The organism is Luedemannella helvata, assembly GCF_039528415.1.
Taxonomy (GTDB): domain Bacteria; phylum Actinomycetota; class Actinomycetes; order Mycobacteriales; family Micromonosporaceae; genus Luedemannella; species Luedemannella helvata.
Genome location: NZ_BAAALS010000021.1, coordinates 1 through 19,815, shown reverse-complemented (window position 1 = coordinate 19,815; position 19,815 = coordinate 1). Strand labels below are relative to the sequence as shown.

Genomic DNA, 19,815 nt, shown 5'->3' with positions numbered 1-19,815 from the left:
GGGGCTTTAATCGGGGTGTAACCCGGCGGATCCGTCGGGTGCGGTTCCATCTCTGCGGAGGTGGTCGTGGATCTGAACACGGTGGTCGAGGTACGCGGGGCGGACGCGGTGGACCGGTGGCGGCCCGGCGACGCCTGGCTGGCCGGCGGGACATACCTGTTCTCCGAGCCGCAGCCCGGCATCACCCGCCTCCTGGACCTCACCAGCCTCGGCTGGCCGTCGCTGACGGTCACCCCCGGCGGCCTGGAGATCGCCGCGACGTGCACGGTCGCGGAGCTGTTCGGGTTCGAGCCGCCCACCCGGTGGACCGCGCTGCGGCCACTCGTGGCGCAGTGCTGCCATGCCTTCCTGGCCTCGTTCAAGATCTGGAACGTGGCCACCGTCGGCGGGAACCTCTGCAACGCCCTGCCCGCCGGTCCGATGATCTCGCTGACGGCCGCGCTCGACGGCGAATGCGTCATCCTCGCCACGGACGGCACCGCCCGCCGGCTGCCGGTCGTCGACCTGGTAACCGGCGCGGGCACGACCGCCCTCGCGCCGGGCGACCTGCTCCGCTCGATCACTGTCCCGGCGGCCGCGCTGACGGCGACCACGGCGTTCCGGCAGGGGTCGCTGAACACCCACGGCCGCTCCGCCGCGCTGCTCATCGGCCGCCGCGACGAGTCGGGCGCCTTCGTCCTCACGATCACCGCGTCGACCGTGCGGCCCGTCCAGCTCGCGTTCGCGTCCGTACCGGACGCCGCGACCCTGCGGGCCGCCCTCCCCGACGACGGGTACGTCGACGACGTGCACGGGCTGCCCGAATGGCGCCGGCACCTCACCCGGCTGTTCGCCGAGGAGATCCGGCGGGAGCTGTCGCCATGATGGTGAACGGCCAGCCCGTCGACGGGCCCGCCCGCCCGGGCCAGTGCCTGCGCACCTACCTGCGCGAACACGGGTACTTCGGGGTGAAGAAGGGGTGCGACGCGGGCGACTGCGGCGCGTGCACCGTACACGTGGACGGGGTACCCGTACACAGTTGTCTCTATCCGGCCGTGCGGGCGGCGGACCGGGAGGTCACCACGGTCGAAGGGCTCGCGGACGCCGAGGGGTTGCATCCGACGCAACGCCGGTTCCTCGACGCGCAGGGGTTCCAGTGCGGGTTCTGCACGGCCGGGTTCGTCATGACGGCCGCGGCGCTCGACGGGTCCATCGAGCCCGACCGGGCGTTGAAGGGGAACCTGTGCCGGTGCACGGGCTACCGCGCGATCTCGGACGCCCTGCGCGGCGTGGCGTGCGCTTCCGCTGACGGCACGGTCGGTTCGGACCTGGGCGCGCCCGCCGGGCCGGACATCGTGACGGGCGCGGCGCGCTACACGTTCGACGTCGACGTGCCCGGCCTGCTGCACATGAAGATCCTGCGTTCGCCACACCCGCACGCGCGCGTCGTCGGCATCGACGCGGCGGCCGCGCTGGCGGTGCCCGGAGTCGTCGCCGTGTTCACGCACGAGGACGCGCCGACGACGCTGTTCTCCACCGCGCGCCACGAGCACCCGGCCGAGGATCCGGCCGACACCCGGGTACTCGACGACGTGGTGCGCTTCGTCGGGCAGCGGGTCGCGGCCGTCGTCGCGGACAGCGAGGCGGCGGCCGAGGAGGGCTGCCGCCTGCTCGACGTGCGCTACGAGCTGTTGCCGGCCGTGTTCGACCCCGAGGAGGCGATGCTGCCGGGCGCACCGGTGATCGCCGGTGCCGGGCGCAACGTCGCCGGGGAACTGCACCGGCACGTCGGCGACGCGGCGGCCGCGCTCGCGGCGGCCGATGTCGTCTATGAGGAGACGTTCCACACCCCCCGCGCGCAGCACGCCGCGCTGGAGACGCACGGCGCGGTCGGGTGGCTCGACGACGACGGGCGGCTGGTCGTCCGGTCGTCGACGCAGACGCCGTTTCTCACCCGGCGCGCGCTGTGCGCCCTGTTCGACCTGCCGCTCGACCGGGTACGGGTGGTCGCCGGGCGGGTCGGCGGCGGGTTCGGCGGCAAGCAGGAGATGCTCACCGAGGACATCGTGGCCCTGGCCGTGCTCCGGCTGGGCCGGCCGGTGAAGCTCGAATACACCCGCACGGAGCAGTTCACGGCCGCCACCGTGCGGCACCCGTTCGCGGTGCGGGTCGCCGTCGGCGCCAACCGGGACGGCACGCTCACCGCGCTGCGGCTGCGGGTCGTGTCGAACACCGGCGCGTACGGCAACCACGGCCCGGCCGTGCTGGCGCACGCCTGCCACGAATCGCTCGCCGTCTACCGGTGCCCCAACGTGGCCGTCGACGGGTACGCGGTCCACACCAACACGGTGCCGTCAGGGGCCTTCCGGGGGTACGGGCTGGGGCAGGTCATCTTCGCGGTCGAATCGGCGCTGGACGAGGTGGCCCTGCGGCTGGGCATGGATCCGGTGTCGCTGCGCGAGCGTAACCTCATCCGGCCGGGCGAGGTGCTCGACGCGGACCTGCTGGTGGGCAGCTACGGGCTGGACCAGTGCCTGTCGGTGATCCGGGACGCGTACGCCCGGCCCGTGACCGCGCCGCAGGGGTGGCCGGTCGGGCGCGGCATGGCCCTGTCGATGATCGCGACCGGGCCGCCGGGCGGGCACTTCGCGGACGCGCGCGTCGCGCTGCTCGACTCCGGGCGTTACGAGCTGTCCGTTGGGACGGCGGAGTTCGGCAACGGCAGCACGACCGTGCACGTCCAGATCGCGGCGACCGCCCTCGGCGTGCCCCCGTCGCTGATCGACGTACGCCAGTCCGACACCGACCTCGTGGGGCACGACACCGGGGCGTTCGGGTCCACCGGCACCGTGGTCGCGGGGCGGGCCGTGCTGCTCGCGTGCGAGGACCTGTTGTCCCGGCTGGAATCCGGACGCGGGCCGTTCGTGGGGCACGGGCACTGGGCCGGGTCGCCCCGGTCCGTCGCGTTCAACGCGCAGTACTTCTGCGTGGCGGTCTGCCCTGACACCGGCGAGATCCGGATCCTCGACAGCGTGCACGCCGCCGACGCCGGCACGGTCATGAACCCCGCGCAGTGCCGGGGACAGGTCGAGGGCGGGGTCGCCCAGGCGCTCGGCACGGCCATGTTCGAAGAGGTGCGCGTGGACGGCTCCGGGCGGGTCACGACGGCCGCGTTCCGCGAGTACCACGTGCCTGCGTACGCCGACGTCCCGCGTACCGAGGTGGTGTTCGCGGCCACCGACGACCCGCACGGTCCCATGGGCGCCAAGTCGATGAGCGAAAGCCCGTTCAACCCGGTGGCCCCGGCGCTGGCGAACGCGGTCCGCGACGCGACCGGGGTACGGATGACGTCACTGCCGCTGACGCGCGACCGCGTCTGGCTCGCGCTGCGCCGGGCCAACGGTCGCTGAGTTCGCCTGGTGGCGCGTGGCGCGTCACGCGCGTGGCTGGATGAACAGGGGTCGGAAGTACGGCGCATCCTCGGGGTTGGCGTGAAGGTGCCGGCGCCACCCGAGGGATGACCAGAAGCCGTCCACGCCCTCCGAGAAGGCTACGAGCCGGCGGCCTGGGTAGCGGTTGCGGAGGAGGTCGATGACGGCGTGCCCGATACCGCGACGCCGGTGGTCGCTGTGCACCTCAATGAACTGGATCTCAAGTGCGGTCGCGCCAAGCGACGGGACATCAGCGTAATGATCGATTCTGACCTCGTTGTCCAGCTCCACCCGGGCGACCTCGATATCGTTCTCCAGGACGCGCAGGAAGACGCCCCGAAAGCCGGGATGGATCGGGTTGTTGTACCACCATTGGTGGGTGAATCCGAGGCCCGCCTCCTCGTCCGTGAAGGGGAACCAGTGACGCTCGCCTGCCGGGCGTTTGAGTTCAACCAGAGTGAGACTCACGCGAAGATTCTGCCTCACCGTACGTGAGCGGACCATCTCCCAATGACTCGAAGAACCCGGGCGCCACGCACACCCGGCTCGGTCCGGCTGGGTGTGGACTACAGGTCGGTTGAGCGCGGGGCCAAGCCTCCCGTTGGGTGCTGGCCATGTACTCGAACACGAGAGCCCGGGCGTCGGCAGTTCGGTGGCGGTGGCGGCCAACACGCGCACGGCGGTCATGCCGCGGCGCTTGCATCTAATCGACGGGCACCCGGTACACCAGCTCATATCGATCCCCGGGAAATACGATGTCGGCGGTCTCAACGGGGTTTCCTGCGGCCAGGTATGTCCGCTCGATAACGAGGACGTACGCACCACGTGCCGGCAGCCCGAGACGTTCGATTTCCTCCGACGTGGCCGCACGAGCGGTAACCCGTTCTATCGTCTCGTCGATGCGTACACCGATGGTGTCCATGCGTGCCACGACGCCGACGGCGGCGCCTTCCTCCGGCCACTCAACGGGCGTGCCGCCCGTGACGGACAGCGGCTCCCACGACGTTGACAACTGGATCGGCGAGCCGTCGGCGATAAACCGGTAGGCGGATCGCATAACGGCGTCGCCGGGGGAGATTCCGAGCCTGGCCGCGACAACCGCGTCGGCCGTGTCGTGGGCGCTGTGATGTTCCCATCCTCCGGCGTGTCCGGCCGCTTGCGCGTCCCTGGCGAACGGCGACGTCGAGGCGTCGGGGGCCTTGCTGCGCGCATTCCGGCCGTGCGACTCACGGACGATCCGGCGAATGGTCCGCACATAGACTCCCGAGCCACGGCGACCCTCTACGAGCCCTTCGCCCTTGAGGACGCTGATCGCCCATTTGGCTACGGTGCGAGAGACGCCGTGCTCTGCCATCAGCTCCGTCTCGCTGGGGAGCTGGTCACCCGGCGCCAGTTCGCCACTGGTGATCTGCGTCCGCAGGAGCGCAGCAATTCGCAAGTATGCGGGAGTCGTCTCGGGCATCTTCCAAACCTCCGGTCTGCGTTCTCAGCAGATCACGGACAAGGCTGGTGTACCAACTTTCTGGGCGCGTGGCCTTGAGTGGATCAAACTTAGTGCACTAACTTTGAACAAGCTCCGTCACGGTGTGACTCCGGTCTGCAACCAAGGACGCCGTGACGGAGCCACGAAAGGAGGTGCATTCGATGTGGTACTTGCCATCGCTCGCCGGGATTGCGTTGCTCGGTTGGGTGGCCGGGATGCTGACCTACAGGGCTTCGCGCACCTGGTGTCCCGAGTGCGGGAACACACGCCGTTGCGTCAATCCCCTATGTGCCTTCAGTACGGAACGAGTCGCCGTGGCCACCGATGAGCCGTTCTACCTCGACGGGCTGCTCGTGTGCGAATGCTCAGCAGCGATGCGCGGTGGATTGTGGCGCCAAGGACGGCGCTACCGCTGCGATCGGTGCGGCAACGTCGTTGACGCCCTGGGCGCGGAGGTCGAAGTCTGGGAAGTCGTCACCCAGGAACGCCCTGAGATCGGCTCCGGGCGCACCGCGTATCCCAATCGTGGACCGATCCTCTCCCGTGTCTTGGCGACCGTCCAGATGCTCAACAGCGGCCGCTTTCATCCACGATGGAGAAAGACGGTCGACGGTGGCTAGCGGATGGACGACGTCGTGAACGCGGCGGACTACCCGGGCAGGCCTCGGCGGACGGGGTTGGTGAGGGTGCCGATCGACCCGATCGTGATGCTCACGGTGTCGCCGTCCCGCAGGGAAAACGGGGCGGGCGGCACGAGGCAGGTGCCGGTGGACAGGACCACGCCGTCCGGGTGCACGTCGCCGCGCATCAGGTAACCGACCAGGTCGTCGAGCCGTCGATGCAGCGACGAGGTGCTCGCCTGACCCTCCCAGACGGTGCTCCCGTCGCGGGTGATGACCAGGTCGATGCTCAGGTCGTACGGATCGGCCACGTCCCACACCGGGGTGATCCACGGTCCCAGGGCACAGGCGCCGTAATAGATCTTGGCCTGGGGCAGGTACAGCGGGTTCTCGCCCTCGATCGTGCGGGACGACACGTCGTTGCAGACGGTGTACCCGACGATGTCGCCGAAGGCGTTGACCACCAGCGCCAGTTCCGGCTCGGGCACGTCCACCTCAGAATCGGCGCGTACGCCGATCGGTTGCCGCGTGCCGCTCACCCGCCACGCCACCGACTTGAAGAACAGCTCCGGCCGGTCCGCGTCGTAAACGAGCTGGTAGACGTCGGCGGCCTGTTCGCTCTCCTCGATGCGGGCCTCGCGGGACACCTGGTACGTGACGCCGCACGCCCACACCTCGGTCGACCCGTCGACCGGCGCGAGCAGCCGCACGTCGGCCAGCGGCACCGCCAGTCCGTCCGGTACGAGCAGGTCACGCAGCTCCGCGACCGGCAGCCGCCACAGCTGGGCCAGCGACGAGACGCCGGCCAGTTCGGTCACGTGACCGTCGACGTGCAGTCCCACCAGCTCATCGGTCGAGCCGAGCGGCTGGTACCTGACAATGTTCATCGCTTCGACCCGGTCGGGTGTGGTCCCGGCATGGCAACCGACCTTAGTCTGTCGAGGCCCAGGCGCCCAGTACCGGCGGCGCGAGGTTCGGCCGGGAGGTTTGCCATGGACGCGACGGTACGGCGCAGTCAACACTGGTTCGGGGCCGAAGGCCGCTCCGGCATGTTGTACCGGTCCTGGATGCGCAACCAGGGTCACGGCCCGGAGGTCTTCGACGGCCGGCCGGTGATCGGCATCGCCTCCACCTGGTCGGAACTCGCGCCGTGCAATGCCCACCTCGACCGGGTGGCCGAGGCCGTCAAGCGGGGGGTGTGGCAGGCCGGCGGCTTCCCGCTCGTCTTTCCGGTCATGGCCACCGGCGAGACCCTGATGCGGCCGACCGCGATGCTCTACCGCAACCTGATCGCGCTGGTCGGCGAGGAGCTGATCCGCGCCAACCCGCTCGACGGCGTCGTGCTGCTGTCCGGCTGCGACAAGACCACCCCCGGCCTGCTGATGGCGGCGGCGAGCGTGGACCTGCCGACCATCATGGTCACCGGGGGGCCGATGCTCAACGGCAAGTTCCGGGGCGCCGATGTCGGCTCCGGTACCCATGTGTGGCGGTTCGAGGCCGAGGTGAAGGCCGGCCGGATGTCCGTGGCGGAGTGCGCCATCGCGGAGGGTGGCATGGCCCGCTCGAACGGCCACTGCATGACCATGGGTACCGCCTCCACGATGGCGTGCGTGGCCGAGGCACTCGGCATGCAGTTGCCCGGGTCGGCGGCGTGGCCGGCGGTGGACGCCCGCCGGTACGAGACGGCCCAGGCGGCGGGCCAGCGCATTGTCGCGCTCGTCGAGGAGGACCTGCGGCCCAGTGCGATCCTCACCCACGGCGCCTTCCACAACGCGATCCGGGCCAACGCGGCGATCGGCGGCTCGACGAACGCCGTCGTGCACCTGCTCGCCCTCGCCGGCCGGGTGGGCGTGGACCTGCGCCTGGACGACTTCGACCGGCTGGTCCGCGAGGTCCCGACGCTGGCCGACCTGATGCCGTCGGGTCGTTTCCTGATGGAGGACTTCTGCTACGCCGGTGGGCTGCCGGTGGTACTGCGGCGGCTGTCCGAGGCCGGGCTGCTCGACGACGCCGCGCTGACCGTCACCGGCGACACGGTCGCCGCCAACGTGGCGACGGCCGAATGCTGGAACGACGAGGTGATCCGCACGGTGGCCGAGCCGCTGCAGCCGGCCGGCAGCGGCACGGCCGTCCTGCGGGGCAACCTGTGCCCGGACGGCGCCGTGCTCAAGCAGTCGGCCGCGACGCCCGAGCTGCTCGTCCATGAGGGGCGGGCGGTGGTGTTCGACTCGCCCGAGGACTACCACGCGGTCTGCGACGACGATGACCTCGACATATCCGCCACCGATGTGATCATCGTGCGCGGCGCCGGGCCGAAGGGGTACCCGGGCATGCCGGAGGTCGCCAACGTGCCGATTCCCACCCGGCTGCTCCGCCAGGGGGTGACGGACATGGTGCGCATCAGCGACGGGCGCATGAGCGGTACCGGGTTCGGCACCGTGGTGCTGCACGTGTCGCCCGAGTCGGCCGTCGGCGGACCGCTGGCCCTGGTGCGCACCGGCGACCGGATCCGCCTCGACGTACCGGCCCGCACCCTCGACGTCGTCCTCACCGACGCCGAACTCGCCGAACGGGCCGCGCAGTGGTCCGCGGCGGGCCACACGGCGGACACCTCCGGGTACCGGTGGCTCTACCGCGAGCACGTCCTGCAGGCCGACGCCGGTGCCGACTTCGACTTCCTCGTGGGCCGGCGCGGCGCCGCCGTACCCCGAGACTCGCACTGATGACGGACGACATCACGCTCACCGCGCCGTGGCTGCACGTACGCCCGGAGCACGGCGAGGGTGTGGTCTGGGACGCGGCCCGGCAGACGCTGCTCTTCGTCGACATCCCCGCCGGCCGGATCTGGCAGGCCGCCCCGGCCACCGGCCGGATCGACTACTTCGAGGTACCGGGTACGGTCGGCGCCGTCCACCCGGCGGACGACGGGCGGTCGCTGGTCATCGCCGACGATGACGGCATCGCGCTGTGCCGCGACGGTCGCATCGTCCGCCGGTTGGCCGCCCCGCTGGCCGACCGCTCCGACCTGCGGATGAACGACGCCAATGTGGATCCCGGCGGGCGGTACTTCGCCGGCAGTATGGCCTTCGACCTGCGACCGGGCGCCGGCAACCTCTATCGCATCGACACCGACGGCTCGCTGACCACCCCCGTGACCGGCACCGCCATCAGCAACGGCATCGACTGGAGCCCGGACGGCTCGCGCTGCTACTACGTGGACAGCCCGCTGCGCCGCGTCGACGTCTTCGATTACGCCGTCGACACCGGCACGCTGAGCAACCGCCGCCCGTTCGTCGACGTCCACGACCAACCGGGCTTTCCGGACGGCCTCACCGTCGACGCGTCCGGCGGTGTCTGGGTCGCGTTCTTCCGCGGCGCGCGGGTCTGCCGGTTCGACCCCACCGGGGCCCTCACGACGACCGTCCATCTGCCGGTCGATCTGGTCACGTCGTGCTGCTTCGGCGGCGCCGAGCTGGATCAGCTGTTCATCTCCACCTCGACGGAGAACATGTCCGCGGACGCCATCTCCCGCGCGCCCGCCGCGGGCGGCATCTTCATGCTGCGTACCGGCTGGCGCGGCCGCCCCGGCACGCCGGTGCGGACCAATGGCTGGTGACCCGCTGCGCATGAACGAACCGCGTACGCCGTCGTTGGAGATGCTGTGGGAGCCGGACGACGCCGGCCGATCGCTTGAGGAACGGTTCGGTTTCAGCGAGGCTCGGGCGGCTGGCCGTTGGGTGGCGGACACGCTGCACGAGCAGTGGGGCGTCCGGGTCGACTCGTGCGAGCGGATCGTGATGAGTGGCGGCAACGCGCTGGCGTGGGTCGGCACGCGGTCTGGTCGGCTGCTCGCGAAGTGGTCGGTCGTGCCTTGGCGGTTCTCCCGCCTGACGGAGGTGGCGCGGCTCACCAGCTGGCTGGACGAGTGCGGGCTGCCGGTCTCGGCGCCCGTTCCCGCGCGTGACGGCCGCCTTCAGGTCGAGGTCGACGGCGTCTCGATGGGCCTGCAACGCGTGGTCGAGGGCGATCTTCTCGACACCGCCGAGCCCGCTCACGTACGGGCGGCCGGAGTGGCGCTGGCCCGCCTGCAGGACGCGCTGGCGGCATATCCGGACGCCGCTCGCCTTCCCACAGCGTGCGAGCCGTTGCCGCGGCGGATCGCCGGCTGGCTGGACGCGCACGCCGGGCATCTGCCGGCAGCGGCTCGCGACGCGCTGCGCGGGCTGGTCGACGCGGCTCCGCCCGACCGGCTGCGGCGACAGCTTGTCCACTTCGACTTCCGCGCGGCCAATGTTCTGTTTGCGGGCAACGAGGTCGCCGCGATCCTTGACTTCGAGGAAGCACAGCACGAGTACCGGCTCGTCGAGCTGGCCCGCGCGGCGATCCTGCTCGGCACCCGCTACCACGACTGGGGCCCGGTGCCGGCCGAGGTCCGCGCGGAGTTCCTCGCCGGCTACCAGGCCGTGTGCCCGCTGACCCCGGTCGAGGTGACCTGGTTGGACATCGTGCTGCTCTGGCAGGCCATGGCGATGGTGCCACCGGGAGACGACCCGACCGGGTGGGGACCGTCCGCGCTGAGCCAACTGACCCGAACCTGAGCCACCGGAGGGCAGCGCCACATCGAAGAACGCCGAATTAGAAGGTCCTCAGTGGATTGACACGCCGGTGATGATCACCGAACGTGTCCGCATGATGGAACCCGCGGAACAGATCGTGGTCGCGTTCTCCGGTGAGGGTGCCGGGGTTGAAGAGCTTACCTGGGGACAGCGTGCCATTTGGAACGCTATGACGGAGCAGGACACGTCGCTGCCCATCGGCGGCTGGCTTCCCCTGCCCGAGGGCACGACTGTGCAACACATGGTAAACGAGCTGCGTTTCCACATGACCCGGCACCAGTCCATGCGCATGCGCCTGGTACACGGCGAGGACGGCCGGCCACGACAGTCGGTGTCCGCCACCGGCGAGATCACGCTGGAGGTGTACGACGCCGGTGCCGCCGACCCGGCGGCGGTGGCCGAAGAGGTCACGCAGCGCTACATGGACGCCCCCTTCGACTACGCCAACGAGTGGCCGATCCGGATGGCGGTGGTCCGGCGCGACGGGGTGGCCACGCACGTGGTGTGCATCCTGTGCCACCTGGTCACGGACGCGGCCGGCGGCCTGGCCATGGTGGCGGACCTGGCCAACATGGACCCGGTCACCGGCGAGGCCACCGTGCCCGTGACGGCGACCCAGCCGTTGGACCTCGCCCGGTGGCAGCAGACGCCGGCGGGACAGCGGCGGCACGCCAGTTCGCTGCGGTACTGGGAGGAGCAGCTGCGCGGCGTCCCGTCGTACCGCTTCGCGGAACCCGCGCAGAAGCACAGCCCGCGGCACTGGGAGGGACAGCTCGTCTCCCCCGCCCTGCTGCTGGCCACGGAGGCGCTGGCGAAGCGCCTCGGCGTCTCCGCGTCCAACCTGACCCTGGCCGCGTACGCCATGATGCTGGTCAGGCTGCGCGGAGTGGATCCGATCGTGATCCGGCCGGTCGTCAGCAACCGGTTCTGGCCCGGACTCGCGGACATCGTCAGCCCCGTCAATGAGGCCGGGCTGTGCGTCATCCCGGTCGAGGGGGCGGGCTTCGAGGAGATGGCCATGCGCGCCAGTCGCATCGCGATGCGCGCCTTCAAGGCGGCCTACTACCACCCGGAGCCGATGGACGAGCTGTTCGCCACCATCGCGAGGGACCGGGGGGAGCAACTCGACATCGACTGCTTCATGAACGACCGCCGGGTGGCGACCTTCCCGGACGGGGCGGCCCCGACGGCGGAGCGGCTCCGGCTGGCGCCGCGCGGGGAGTTCCGCTGGACCACGAAGCAGGACAAGCCGTTCGGGCGCCTCTTCCTGCACATCGACGACGCCCCCGACGCGGTGAGCCTGACGGTCCGCGCCGACACCGACTACGTGGACCCGGCGATCATGCGGGCGATAGTGGAGGGAATCGAGGAGATCCTCGTCGGGGCGGCCGTGGACCTACAGGAGGGTGATGTCCCCGCGGTGCCGGCGACCGTCTAGGGCCTGGCGCCGTCGGGGAACCCGGTCCAGCGCAGGTCGGCCGGCAGGTGGCTCAGGTCGTTGAACATGACGATCGCGGCCGGCTGGCCGTGGCGGTACTCGATGACCGTGAGGCCCGTGTTGGCGCTGTTGAGGCCGAGCCACCGGGCCGGCGGGGCGTCGAGCGCGTGGCACACCAGCCAGGCGACCTGGTACGCGTGGGTGATCAGCACTTCGTGGGTGGTGGCGTCGGCGGGCTTCGCGAACCGGGCGACCAGGGCGCGGGCCAGCTGGTGGCCCTCGGCCGCTTCGGCCTCGTCGAAGCCGTCGAAGAAGCCTGCCCACACCGGCGGTCGTTCGGCCGCGTCGGGCACGTACGGAACGTGGTCGATGAGCTCGTGGGCCGCGGCCACGGGCACGGCGGGCAGGCGCCGGGCGAGTTCGGCCGCGGTGGCGGCGGCCCGGGGCAGCGGGGAGTGCCAGATGGCGTCCAGCGGCATGGCGGCAAGTCGTTCGCCGAGCAGGCCCGCCTGGCTCCGGCCGGCGGGGGTGAGTTGACCGAACGCGTCCGCGGCGCCGTGACGGGCGATGTAGAGGTACCGGGTTCCCATGCGTTCCCTCAGGTCGTGATGGCGCCGGTGGCGCCGTCGATGGTGATGGTGGCGCCGTCGTCGAGCCGGGTGGTCGCGTCGGGGACGCCGAGGACGGCGGGGATGCCACGTTCGCGGGCGACGATGGCCGCGTGGGAGAGGACGCCGCCGACCTCGGTGATGACGCCCGCGACGACGCGCAGCAGGGGCGTCCAGGCGGGATCGGTGTATGGGCAGACGAGGATGTCGCCCGGCCGGACCCGGCCGAAGTCGCCGGGACCCCGCACGACGCGCGCGGGGCCGGTCGCCGTGCCGCTGCTGGCCGGCGTCCCGGCGAGCGGGGCCGCCGAGGCGCCACGCGGTGCCGGTAGCGGCGCGGTGATCGGCCGCGCCTGGAGCAGCCAGAGACGGTCGCCCGTGATCGCCCACTCGATGTCCTGCGCGCCGCCGAGGGTGGCGACGACCCGCTGCCCGAGCCGCGCCAGCCGCGCGGCCGTCGCGTCGTCGATGGACGCCCGGTACCTGACTCCGGGCGGCACGTCGCGGGTGACGAGCCGCCCGCCGTGCCGGTCCAGGCGCGTCCGCTTGTCCGCGATGCGGCGGGTGACCGACCCGTCGGCGGCGACGCGGTAGGCGTCCGGGGTGACCGTGCCGCCGACGACGCTGGGCCCGAGGCCCCAACTGGCCTCGATCCCGGTCACGCCGGCCGGGCCGGTCGGCGTGAACATGACCCCGGAGACCTCGGCGTCGACGTGGCGCTGGACCAGGACGGCCATGGCCGGCGGATGGTCGTCGCGGTAACCGGTGGCCCGCCACGAATGCAGGGACACCCAGCAGGTACGGACGGCCCGCGCGACGTCGGCGAGGCCGCGCACGGCCAGGACGCTGTCGTGCTGCCCGGCCGCGGAGGTCGCGGCGGTGTCCTCGTTCGCCGCCGAGGACCGTACGGCGACCGGCCCGTCGCCGAGGGTCTCCAGCCCGCGCCCGATCGCGTCGAGGACGCCGGGGGGCAGCGGCCGGGTCTCGAGCGCGCGCCGGACCGCGTCCGGGCGGTCCGTCGCCAGGTCGGCGACGGCGGCGCGGTAGGCGGAGAACGGGAGGACGAACCCGTCGGGTACGGGCAGGCCGGCGCGCAGCAGCGCGCCGAGGGAGCCCGCCTTGCCCCCGCAGGTGTCGGCGCTGGCGGCTACGAGACGCACGGACACCAACAGAATGTTGACAACATTTTGTTGATTCTCCAGGATCAGCGGCATGGTCCGCAATGACGATGCCGACCGCGCCCAGGCGCGGCGCGAGCAGGAAGCCACCGAGCGCCTGGTCGCCCTCGACGCAGGCGCGTTCAAGGCCCGCCCGCCCTGGCGACCCGCCCCCGTCCCGCCGTCGGCGGTGGATCTGACGCACTTCGCGGTCTGGCGCTCAGCCGACCTGACCGACGCGGACCTCCTGAGCGCGCTCACCCTGCTGCCCGCCGCCCGCGCGGAGGTCGACGGCCTGGAGGCGGGCCTGCTGTTCGCGGCCCGCAGCGCGGGGCTGACCTGGCCGCAGATCGCCGAGGCCATGGGGTTCAACTCGCCGCAGGCCTGCCAGCAGCACTACAACCGGCTGACCGCGCGGCAGGGCGACGGCTCATGACCCACGAGTCCGAGTTCGGCCTGCTGGTGCTGCACGCGGTCCGCATCACGGGGTTCGCCGACACCCCGGCGCTCGCCCGGCGGTTCGGGCTGGACGCCGGCGAGACGGCGGAGGCGCTGCTCGACGCCGAGGCGCGCGGCTGGGTGACCCGCAGCGGCTTCGCGGACATCCAGGGCTGGTCACTGACCGGGTCGGGCCGCGCGGAGAACGAGCGCGAGTTGGCCGCCGAACTGATCCGGGCCGGCGCGCGCGATTGCGTGCGCGAGGTCTACGCGGCGTTCCTCCCGCTGAACGCCCGCCTGCAGCGGGCCTGCACCGACTGGCAACTGCGGCCGACCGCCACCGATCGCCTCGCCGTCAACGACCACGCCGATCCCGCCTGGGACGGCGCGGTCCTCGACGAGCTGGCGGCCATCGACGTCGCCCTCGCCCCGCTCGCTCGGCGGCTGGGCGACGTTCTCGCGCGGCTGCGGGGATATCACCCGCGCTTCAGCGCGGCGCGCCGACGCGTCCTCGCGGGCGACCGCGGTTGGGTCGACCGTACGGACGTCGACTCCTGCCACCGTGTGTGGTTCGAGCTGCACGAGGACCTCATCGCCACCCTCGGCCTCGACCGGCGGGCGCCAGACCGGACGCACTGAACCGGGCTGGCACCCGTGGGGTACCAGCCCGGTTCACCAGCCCTGCGACGTCAGGCGGGCCACTCGCCGGTGACCTTGCGGACGCTGGTCGCACCCGCCCGGTCGACGGCGGCCTTGACCACCGCGAAGATGGCGCCCTGCAACGCGGCGGCCAGCAGGATCTCGCCCCACCGGCGGTCCTCGTCGGTCGCGTTCGGGGCGTCCTGCTCGCCCTCGACAGCCTTCCAGACCTGCTTGAAGATGAGGCCCGCGGCGGCGCCGGCGACCATGCCGAGCACCATGCCCACGGGCTTGTAGGCGAGCTTCTTAGCGTTCATCGGCGGCCCTTTCCGCGGGTCAGTTGCCAGATCACGACTCCGGCCACGGCGGCGGCCAGGGCGCCGGACACGGCGATGATGAGGGTGCGACTGCGCCTGACCGTGTCGGTGGCCCGCGCACGCAGGTGGGTCAGCTCGTCGCTCACCCGGGCCTTCATGTCACCCTTGGCGACCAGGGCCGCGAGCGTGTCCGCCAGGTCCGAGCGGGTCGCCGCGATCTCGCGGCGCAGCTCGTCCGGGTCGGCCGGCGGTGCCGGGGTACCGACGGGCGCCGGGCCCAGCGACGCGCCGGGCGCGGGACGCAGCGCGGCGGGCGGCTCGCCGGGGGCCGCGGGCGGCGGCGTGGGCGCCGGCGACATGGACGTGCCGGGTGGTGGCGGCGAGACCGGGGTCTCCCGCTCGGCCAGGAAGGGCTCGGCCGCCGCCGCCACGGCGGTGGGCGGGCGCTGCTCGGTGGTCATCGCCGCACACTCCCCTTGATCTGGTCGATGCTCTCCTGCACGCTGGCCATCGCCTCCTTCGGCACCGGCGGCACGGACCGTTGCAGCCGGGCCTTGCCGACCAGGGCCAGGATGCCGGCGACGACCAGCAGCGCGACGCCGACGATCAGCGCCGACAGCCACGGCGCCAGCACGGTGGCCAGGCCCAGGATGGCCGTCGTCACCAGGGCGCCCACGCCGAAGAACGCGACCATCGCGCCTCCGCCGAGCAGGCCCGCGCCCATGCCGGCCTGCTTGCCCTTGGCCGTCAGTTCCAGCTTGGCCAGCGCCAGCTCGTCACGGATCAGCCGGGAAAGGTCCTCGGTGGCCCGCTTGATCAGCTCGGCCACGGACGGCTCCGACCGCCCCGCGTCCAGCGGTGCGGCGGGCGGCGGGCTCGGCCGCCTGGGTGTCTCGATCGCCATGGCTCTCACTCTCCCTCGCACCGCTCTTGCCCCGGCAGGAATTGGTCAAAACGCGCCCGGAGCGCCGGGTTGGACGTCGCTGGCGGGGGTAGGGGGCGCATGACCCGGATTTCAAGGGCCTTCCGACTCGACCCGAAAATCGGACGTAGCGTCAGGATGAACGCAGAGATGCGGAAGGGAGGCCTCGGTGGAGGTCGTAGAAGGGACGCCGTTGGGCGCCGAGGAACTTGAGCACATCGACGCGCACTGGCGGGCGGCCAACTACCTGTCGGTCGGTCAGATCTACCTGATGGGCAACCCGCTGCTGCGGGAGCCGCTCCAACCGGAGGACGTGAAGCCCCGCCTGCTGGGCCACTGGGGCACCACGCCGGGGCTCAACCTGCTCTACACGCACCTCAGTCGGATCATCGCCCAGCGGGACCAGGACATGATCTACGTGACGGGTCCGGGCCACGGCGGGCCGGGCCTGGTCGCCAACGTGTGGCTGGAGGGCACCTACAGCGAGGTGTACCCGAACATCAGCCAGGACGAGGTGGGCATGGCCCGCCTGTTCAAGCAGTTCTCGTTCCCGGGCGGGGTGCCGAGCCACGTGGCGCCGGAGACGCCCGGCTCGATCCACGAGGGCGGCGAACTCGGGTACTCCCTCTCGCACGCCTACGGCGCGGCGCTGGACAACCCGGACCTGGTGGTGGCGTGTGTGATCGGCGACGGCGAGGCGGAGACCGGCCCGCTGGCCGCGTCCTGGCACTCGAACAAGTTCCTCGACCCGGTCGGGGACGGGGCGGTGCTGCCGATCCTCCACCTCAACGGGTACAAGATCGCAAATCCCACGGTGCTCGCGCGGATCAGCGAGGACGAGCTGTCCGCGCTGCTCACCGGGTACGGGTACAAGCCGTACCTGGTCGCGGGCGACGACCCGCAGATCGTGCACCAACAGCTCGCCGCGACCCTGGACGTCATCTTCGACGAGATCGCCGAGATCCAGCGGCTGGCCCGCGAGGAGGGCGTCACGGAGCGCCCGCACTGGCCCATGATCGTCCTGCGTACCCCGAAGGGCTGGACCGGCCCGAAGGAGGTCGACGGCCTGCCGGTCGAGGGCACGTGGCGCGCGCACCAGGTGCCGCTGTCCACGGCTCGCGGCGACGCCATCCACCTCGCGGCCCTGGAGGAGTGGATGCGCTCGTACCGGCCGGATGAACTGTTCGACGCGGACGGCGTGCCCACGCCGCAGGTCGTGGACTGGTTGCCCAAGGGTGACCTGAGGATGGGCGCCAACCCGCACGCCAACGGCGGCCGGTTCCCCCGCGACCTAGAGCTGCCCGACTTCCGCAACTACGCGGTGAAGGTGCCGGTGCCCGGCGGGAGCACGGCCGAGCCCACCCGCGTGCTCGGCGGCTGGCTGCGCGACGTGATGGTCGCCAACGAGGAGTACCGCAACTTCCGGATCGTCGGGCCGGACGAGACCGAGTCCAACCGGCTGGGGGCGGTGCTGGAGGCCACCGACAAGGTATGGCGGGCCGACATCGACCCCGTCGACCAGCACCTCGGGCTGCGCGGGCGGGTGATGGAGATCCTGTCGGAGCACACCTGCCAGGGCTGGTTGGAAGGCTATCTGCTGACCGGCCGGCACGGGCTGTTCTCCTGCTACGAGGCGTTCACCCACATCGTCGACTCGATGGTGAACCAGCACGCGAAGTGGCTCGCGGTGACCCGGGAGCTGTCGTGGCGCAAGCCGATCCCGTCGCTGAACTACCTGCTCACCTCGCACGTGTGGCGCCAGGACCACAACGGCTTCTCACACCAGGACCCCGGCTTCGTCGACCACGTGATGAACAAGAAGCCCGAGGTCGTGCGGGTCTACCTGCCGCCGGACGCGAACACGCTGCTGTCCGTGGCCGACCACTGCCTGCGCAGCCGCGACTACATCAACGTCGTGGTGTCCGGCAAGCAGCCCGGCCCGTCGTGGCTGGACATGGAGGCCGCCGTGCTGCACTGCACCCGGGGCCTGGGCATCTGGGACTGGGCGTCCAACGACGACGGCGACCCGGACGTGGTGCTGGCCGCCGCGGGCGACATCCCGACCATCGAGGTGCTCGCCGCGACGATGCTCCTGCGCCAGTACCTGCCGGACCTGAAGGTACGGGTCGTCAACGTCGTGGACCTCATGCGGCTGCAGCCGACCGAGGAGCACCCGCACGGGATGCCGAACGCGGAGTTCGACGCGGTGTTCACCACCGACCGGCCGGTCATCTTCGCCTACCACGGGTACCCGATGCTGATCCACCGGCTCACCTACCGCCGCACCGGGCACCCGCACTGGCACGTGCGTGGGTACAAGGAGGAGGGCACCACGACCACGCCGTTCGACATGCTGGTGATGAACGACATGGACCGCTACCACCTGGTCATCGACGTGATCGACCGGGTGCCGGGCCTGGCCCGTAAGGCGGCGACCGTACGACAGGAGATGCTCGACATCCGGGCCCGTCACCGCGAGTACACCCGCCGCACCGGCGAGGACCTGCCCGAGGTGGCCAACTGGGTGTGGCAGCCTATCGTGTCCGCGTGACGGGTTCTCTTTCCCGAAGCCTGGGCACAACCGACGCGGTACTCATCGGGCTCGGCTCGATGATCGGGGCCGGGGTGTTCGGCGCGTTCGCGCCGGCCGCCTCGGCCGCCGGGTCTCTCCTGCTGGTCGGGCTGTGCCTGGCCGGCATCGTGGCCTACGCCAACGCCACGTCGTCGGCCCAGCTCGCCGCCGCGTACCCGGTCTCCGGTGGCTCCTATGTGTACGGTCGGGAGCGTCTCGGCCCGTGGTGGGGCTTCTTCGCCGGGTGGGCGTTCGTGGTCGGCAAGACCGCCTCGTGCGCCGCCATGGCGCTGACCTTCGCGGCGTACGCGGTGCCGTCGGCGTGGCGTACGCCGGTGGCCGTTGTCGCGGTCTTCGCGCTCGCGGCGGTCAACTACCGGGGTGTGACCCGGACCGCGCGGGCGACCCGGATCATGGTCCCGATCGTACTGGCGGTCCTCGCCCTCGTCGTGGTCGCCAATCTCACCGGCGGCGCCGCCCAGCCGACGGCTTTCGATGTCCCGCACGGCTGGTACGGCGTCGCCCAGTCGGCCGGGCTGCTGTTCTTCGCGTTCGCCGGGTACGCGCGCATCGCCACGATGGGCGAGGAGGTACGCGACCCGGCACGTGCCATCCCCCGGGCCATCGTGCTGGCGTTGGGCATCGCGCTCGGCGTCTACCTGGTCGTCGGGGTGTCGCTGCTGCTGACGCTCGGTCCGGCGCGGCTGGCGGCCTCGACCGCGCCGCTGTCCGACGCCGTGCGCTCCGCCGGGTGGGACTGGGCCGCGCCGGTGGTCCGGGTCGGGGCGGCCGTCGCGGCGCTCGGCGCCCTGCTGGCGCTGCTCGCCGGCATCGGACGAACCTCGCTGGCCATGGCCCGTGGCGGGGATCTGCCGGCCTGGCTCGGCGCCGTGCACCCGCGCTTCCACGTGCCGCACCGGGCCGAGGTGGCCGTCGCGGTCGCGGCGGCCGGCCTCGTGATCGCGGTCGACCTGCGCGGGGCGATCGGCTTCTCGTCGTTCGGCGTGCTCCTGTACTACCTGGTGGCCAACCTGGCGGCATTCACCCAGGGCGGCGCGGACCGACGGTACCCGCGCTTCCTCCAGGTGATCGGCGCGGTCGGCTGCGTCGCCCTGGCCGCGACCCTGCCCCTGTCGTCGGTCCTCGCGGGCGTCGCGGTGCTTGCCGCCGGCCTCGCCTACCGCCTGCTCGCCCGCCCCCGCTAGCCGGACCGACGCACCGCCCGCCGCACCGCGCGCCGCACCGGACCGCACCACGCGCCGGACCGCACCGCGCGCCGGACCGCGTGCCGGGCCTAGCCGACGTTGACTCGAAAATGAACCTGTGGTGCTGGTCAGGCGGCTCGGGGTTGTAGGTCGACGTGGTAGCCGAGGCGTTCGAGGGCGGCGACGGCGCGGCGGTGGTGGTGGTCGGGGTTGTCGCGGTTGAGGAAGTAGTCGCCGCCGGGGTCGTGGTAGGGGGTGTTGGTGGTGAGGATATGCCAGGTGGTGACGAGCAGGGTGTGGGCGACGGCGGTGCGGGCGCGGGCGTGGCCGCGGCGGGCGGCGATGCGGCGGTACTGGGCGTGGGGGTAGCTGTTTTTGGTGCGGATCGCG

At 71.8% G+C, this 19,815-nt stretch carries 19 protein-coding genes and 1 pseudogene; 11 read left to right on the top strand and 9 right to left on the bottom strand.

Translation table 11 applies throughout. The features are described 5' to 3' along the window. The first annotated feature begins 66 nt into the window (after window positions 1-66). On the top strand, window positions 67-864 hold the full coding sequence (locus tag ABD191_RS20125) for an FAD binding domain-containing protein (protein ID WP_344084189.1): 798 nt from the start codon (window positions 67-69) through the stop codon (window positions 862-864). Continuing rightward, window positions 861-3,389, top strand: coding sequence for a molybdopterin-dependent oxidoreductase (locus ABD191_RS20120; RefSeq protein WP_344084186.1), 2,529 nt, complete (start codon window positions 861-863; stop codon window positions 3,387-3,389). Before ABD191_RS20125 ends, ABD191_RS20120 begins: the two co-directional genes overlap by 4 nt. A gap of 24 nt (window positions 3,390-3,413) precedes the next feature. Here the strand turns inward: ABD191_RS20120 and ABD191_RS20115 are convergent, their stop codons facing one another. Further along, window positions 3,414-3,878 carry a hypothetical protein gene (locus tag ABD191_RS20115; protein WP_344084183.1) on the bottom strand — a complete coding sequence of 155 codons (465 nt, stop codon included), beginning with the start codon at window positions 3,876-3,878 and terminating at the stop codon, window positions 3,414-3,416. 235 nt (window positions 3,879-4,113) lie between these two features. Then, window positions 4,114-4,872: a GntR family transcriptional regulator gene (locus ABD191_RS20110; protein WP_344084180.1), complete on the bottom strand. Its 759-nt coding sequence runs from the start codon at window positions 4,870-4,872 to the stop codon at window positions 4,114-4,116. A gap of 335 nt (window positions 4,873-5,207) precedes the next feature. Here ABD191_RS20110 and ABD191_RS20105 point away from each other — a divergent pair, with 335 nt between their 5' ends. Beyond that, the gene (locus tag ABD191_RS20105; protein ID WP_344084177.1) at window positions 5,208-5,513 is read left to right on the top strand and encodes a hypothetical protein; all 306 of its coding nucleotides are present in this window, start codon (window positions 5,208-5,210) and stop codon (window positions 5,511-5,513) included. 29 nt (window positions 5,514-5,542) lie between these two features. Here the strand turns inward: ABD191_RS20105 and ABD191_RS20100 are convergent, their stop codons facing one another. Then, window positions 5,543-6,400 (bottom strand): fumarylacetoacetate hydrolase family protein, encoded by an 858-nt coding sequence (locus tag ABD191_RS20100; protein ID WP_344084174.1) that lies wholly within the window; start codon window positions 6,398-6,400, stop codon window positions 5,543-5,545. Between the two features lie 105 nt (window positions 6,401-6,505). Here ABD191_RS20100 and ABD191_RS20095 point away from each other — a divergent pair, with 105 nt between their 5' ends. The 4 genes from ABD191_RS20095 (at window position 6,506) to ABD191_RS20080 (ending at window position 11,567) form a co-directional block, all read left to right on the top strand. Further along, window positions 6,506-8,236 (top strand): IlvD/Edd family dehydratase, encoded by a 1,731-nt coding sequence (locus ABD191_RS20095; RefSeq protein ID WP_344084171.1) that lies wholly within the window; start codon window positions 6,506-6,508, stop codon window positions 8,234-8,236. Then, window positions 8,236-9,129 (top strand): SMP-30/gluconolactonase/LRE family protein, encoded by an 894-nt coding sequence (locus ABD191_RS20090; protein WP_344084168.1) that lies wholly within the window; start codon window positions 8,236-8,238, stop codon window positions 9,127-9,129. The genes ABD191_RS20095 and ABD191_RS20090 overlap by 1 nt, the downstream gene beginning before the upstream one ends. A gap of 10 nt (window positions 9,130-9,139) precedes the next feature. Next, window positions 9,140-10,111 carry a phosphotransferase gene (locus tag ABD191_RS20085; protein WP_344084388.1) on the top strand — a complete coding sequence of 324 codons (972 nt, stop codon included), beginning with the start codon at window positions 9,140-9,142 and terminating at the stop codon, window positions 10,109-10,111. A 187-nt stretch (window positions 10,112-10,298) separates the two neighbouring features. After that, window positions 10,299-11,567 (top strand): condensation domain-containing protein, encoded by a 1,269-nt coding sequence (locus ABD191_RS20080; protein WP_344084165.1) that lies wholly within the window; start codon window positions 10,299-10,301, stop codon window positions 11,565-11,567. Here ABD191_RS20080 and ABD191_RS20075 read toward each other — a convergent pair. Continuing rightward, window positions 11,564-12,157 (bottom strand): histidine phosphatase family protein, encoded by a 594-nt coding sequence (locus tag ABD191_RS20075; protein WP_344084162.1) that lies wholly within the window; start codon window positions 12,155-12,157, stop codon window positions 11,564-11,566. The two genes, ABD191_RS20080 and ABD191_RS20075, sit on opposite strands and share 4 nt — an antisense overlap. A gap of 8 nt (window positions 12,158-12,165) precedes the next feature. Next, window positions 12,166-13,341, bottom strand: a complete 1,176-nt coding sequence (locus ABD191_RS20070; RefSeq protein ID WP_344084159.1) for a PEP/pyruvate-binding domain-containing protein — start codon at window positions 13,339-13,341, stop codon at window positions 12,166-12,168. A gap of 46 nt (window positions 13,342-13,387) precedes the next feature. Here ABD191_RS20070 and ABD191_RS20065 point away from each other — a divergent pair, with 46 nt between their 5' ends. Next, window positions 13,388-13,768 (top strand): DNA-binding protein, encoded by a 381-nt coding sequence (locus ABD191_RS20065; protein WP_344084156.1) that lies wholly within the window; start codon window positions 13,388-13,390, stop codon window positions 13,766-13,768. Beyond that, complete coding sequence (locus ABD191_RS20060; RefSeq protein ID WP_344084153.1) at window positions 13,765-14,409, top strand: transcriptional regulator; 645 nt, start codon at window positions 13,765-13,767, stop codon at window positions 14,407-14,409. Before ABD191_RS20065 ends, ABD191_RS20060 begins: the two co-directional genes overlap by 4 nt. A 50-nt stretch (window positions 14,410-14,459) precedes the next feature. On the opposite strand, the gene ABD191_RS20055 is transcribed toward ABD191_RS20060, so the two are convergent. From ABD191_RS20055 to ABD191_RS20045, 3 genes are read right to left on the bottom strand one after another with little or no spacing between them, the layout of a single operon-like run. Further along, window positions 14,460-14,726: a DUF4235 domain-containing protein gene (locus ABD191_RS20055; protein WP_344084150.1), complete on the bottom strand. Its 267-nt coding sequence runs from the start codon at window positions 14,724-14,726 to the stop codon at window positions 14,460-14,462. Then, entirely contained in the window at window positions 14,723-15,187 is a 465-nt protein-coding gene (locus tag ABD191_RS20050) for a DUF3618 domain-containing protein (RefSeq protein WP_344084147.1), read from the bottom strand. The genes ABD191_RS20055 and ABD191_RS20050 overlap by 4 nt, the downstream gene beginning before the upstream one ends. Beyond that, the gene (locus ABD191_RS20045) at window positions 15,184-15,630 is read right to left on the bottom strand and encodes a phage holin family protein (RefSeq protein WP_344084144.1); all 447 of its coding nucleotides are present in this window, start codon (window positions 15,628-15,630) and stop codon (window positions 15,184-15,186) included. Before ABD191_RS20045 ends, ABD191_RS20050 begins: the two co-directional genes overlap by 4 nt. A 187-nt stretch (window positions 15,631-15,817) precedes the next feature. On the opposite strand from ABD191_RS20045, the gene ABD191_RS20040 reads away from it, so the two are divergent. Both ABD191_RS20040 and ABD191_RS20035 read left to right on the top strand, forming a co-directional pair. Then, complete coding sequence (locus ABD191_RS20040) at window positions 15,818-18,199, top strand: phosphoketolase family protein (RefSeq protein ID WP_344084141.1); 2,382 nt, start codon at window positions 15,818-15,820, stop codon at window positions 18,197-18,199. Next, on the top strand, window positions 18,196-19,425 hold the full coding sequence (locus ABD191_RS20035; RefSeq protein ID WP_344084138.1) for an APC family permease: 1,230 nt from the start codon (window positions 18,196-18,198) through the stop codon (window positions 19,423-19,425). The genes ABD191_RS20040 and ABD191_RS20035 overlap by 4 nt, the downstream gene beginning before the upstream one ends. A gap of 128 nt (window positions 19,426-19,553) precedes the next feature. Here ABD191_RS20035 and ABD191_RS20030 read toward each other — a convergent pair. Beyond that, a pseudogene (locus tag ABD191_RS20030) lies at window positions 19,554-19,815 on the bottom strand (IS110 family transposase); the annotation flags it as partial.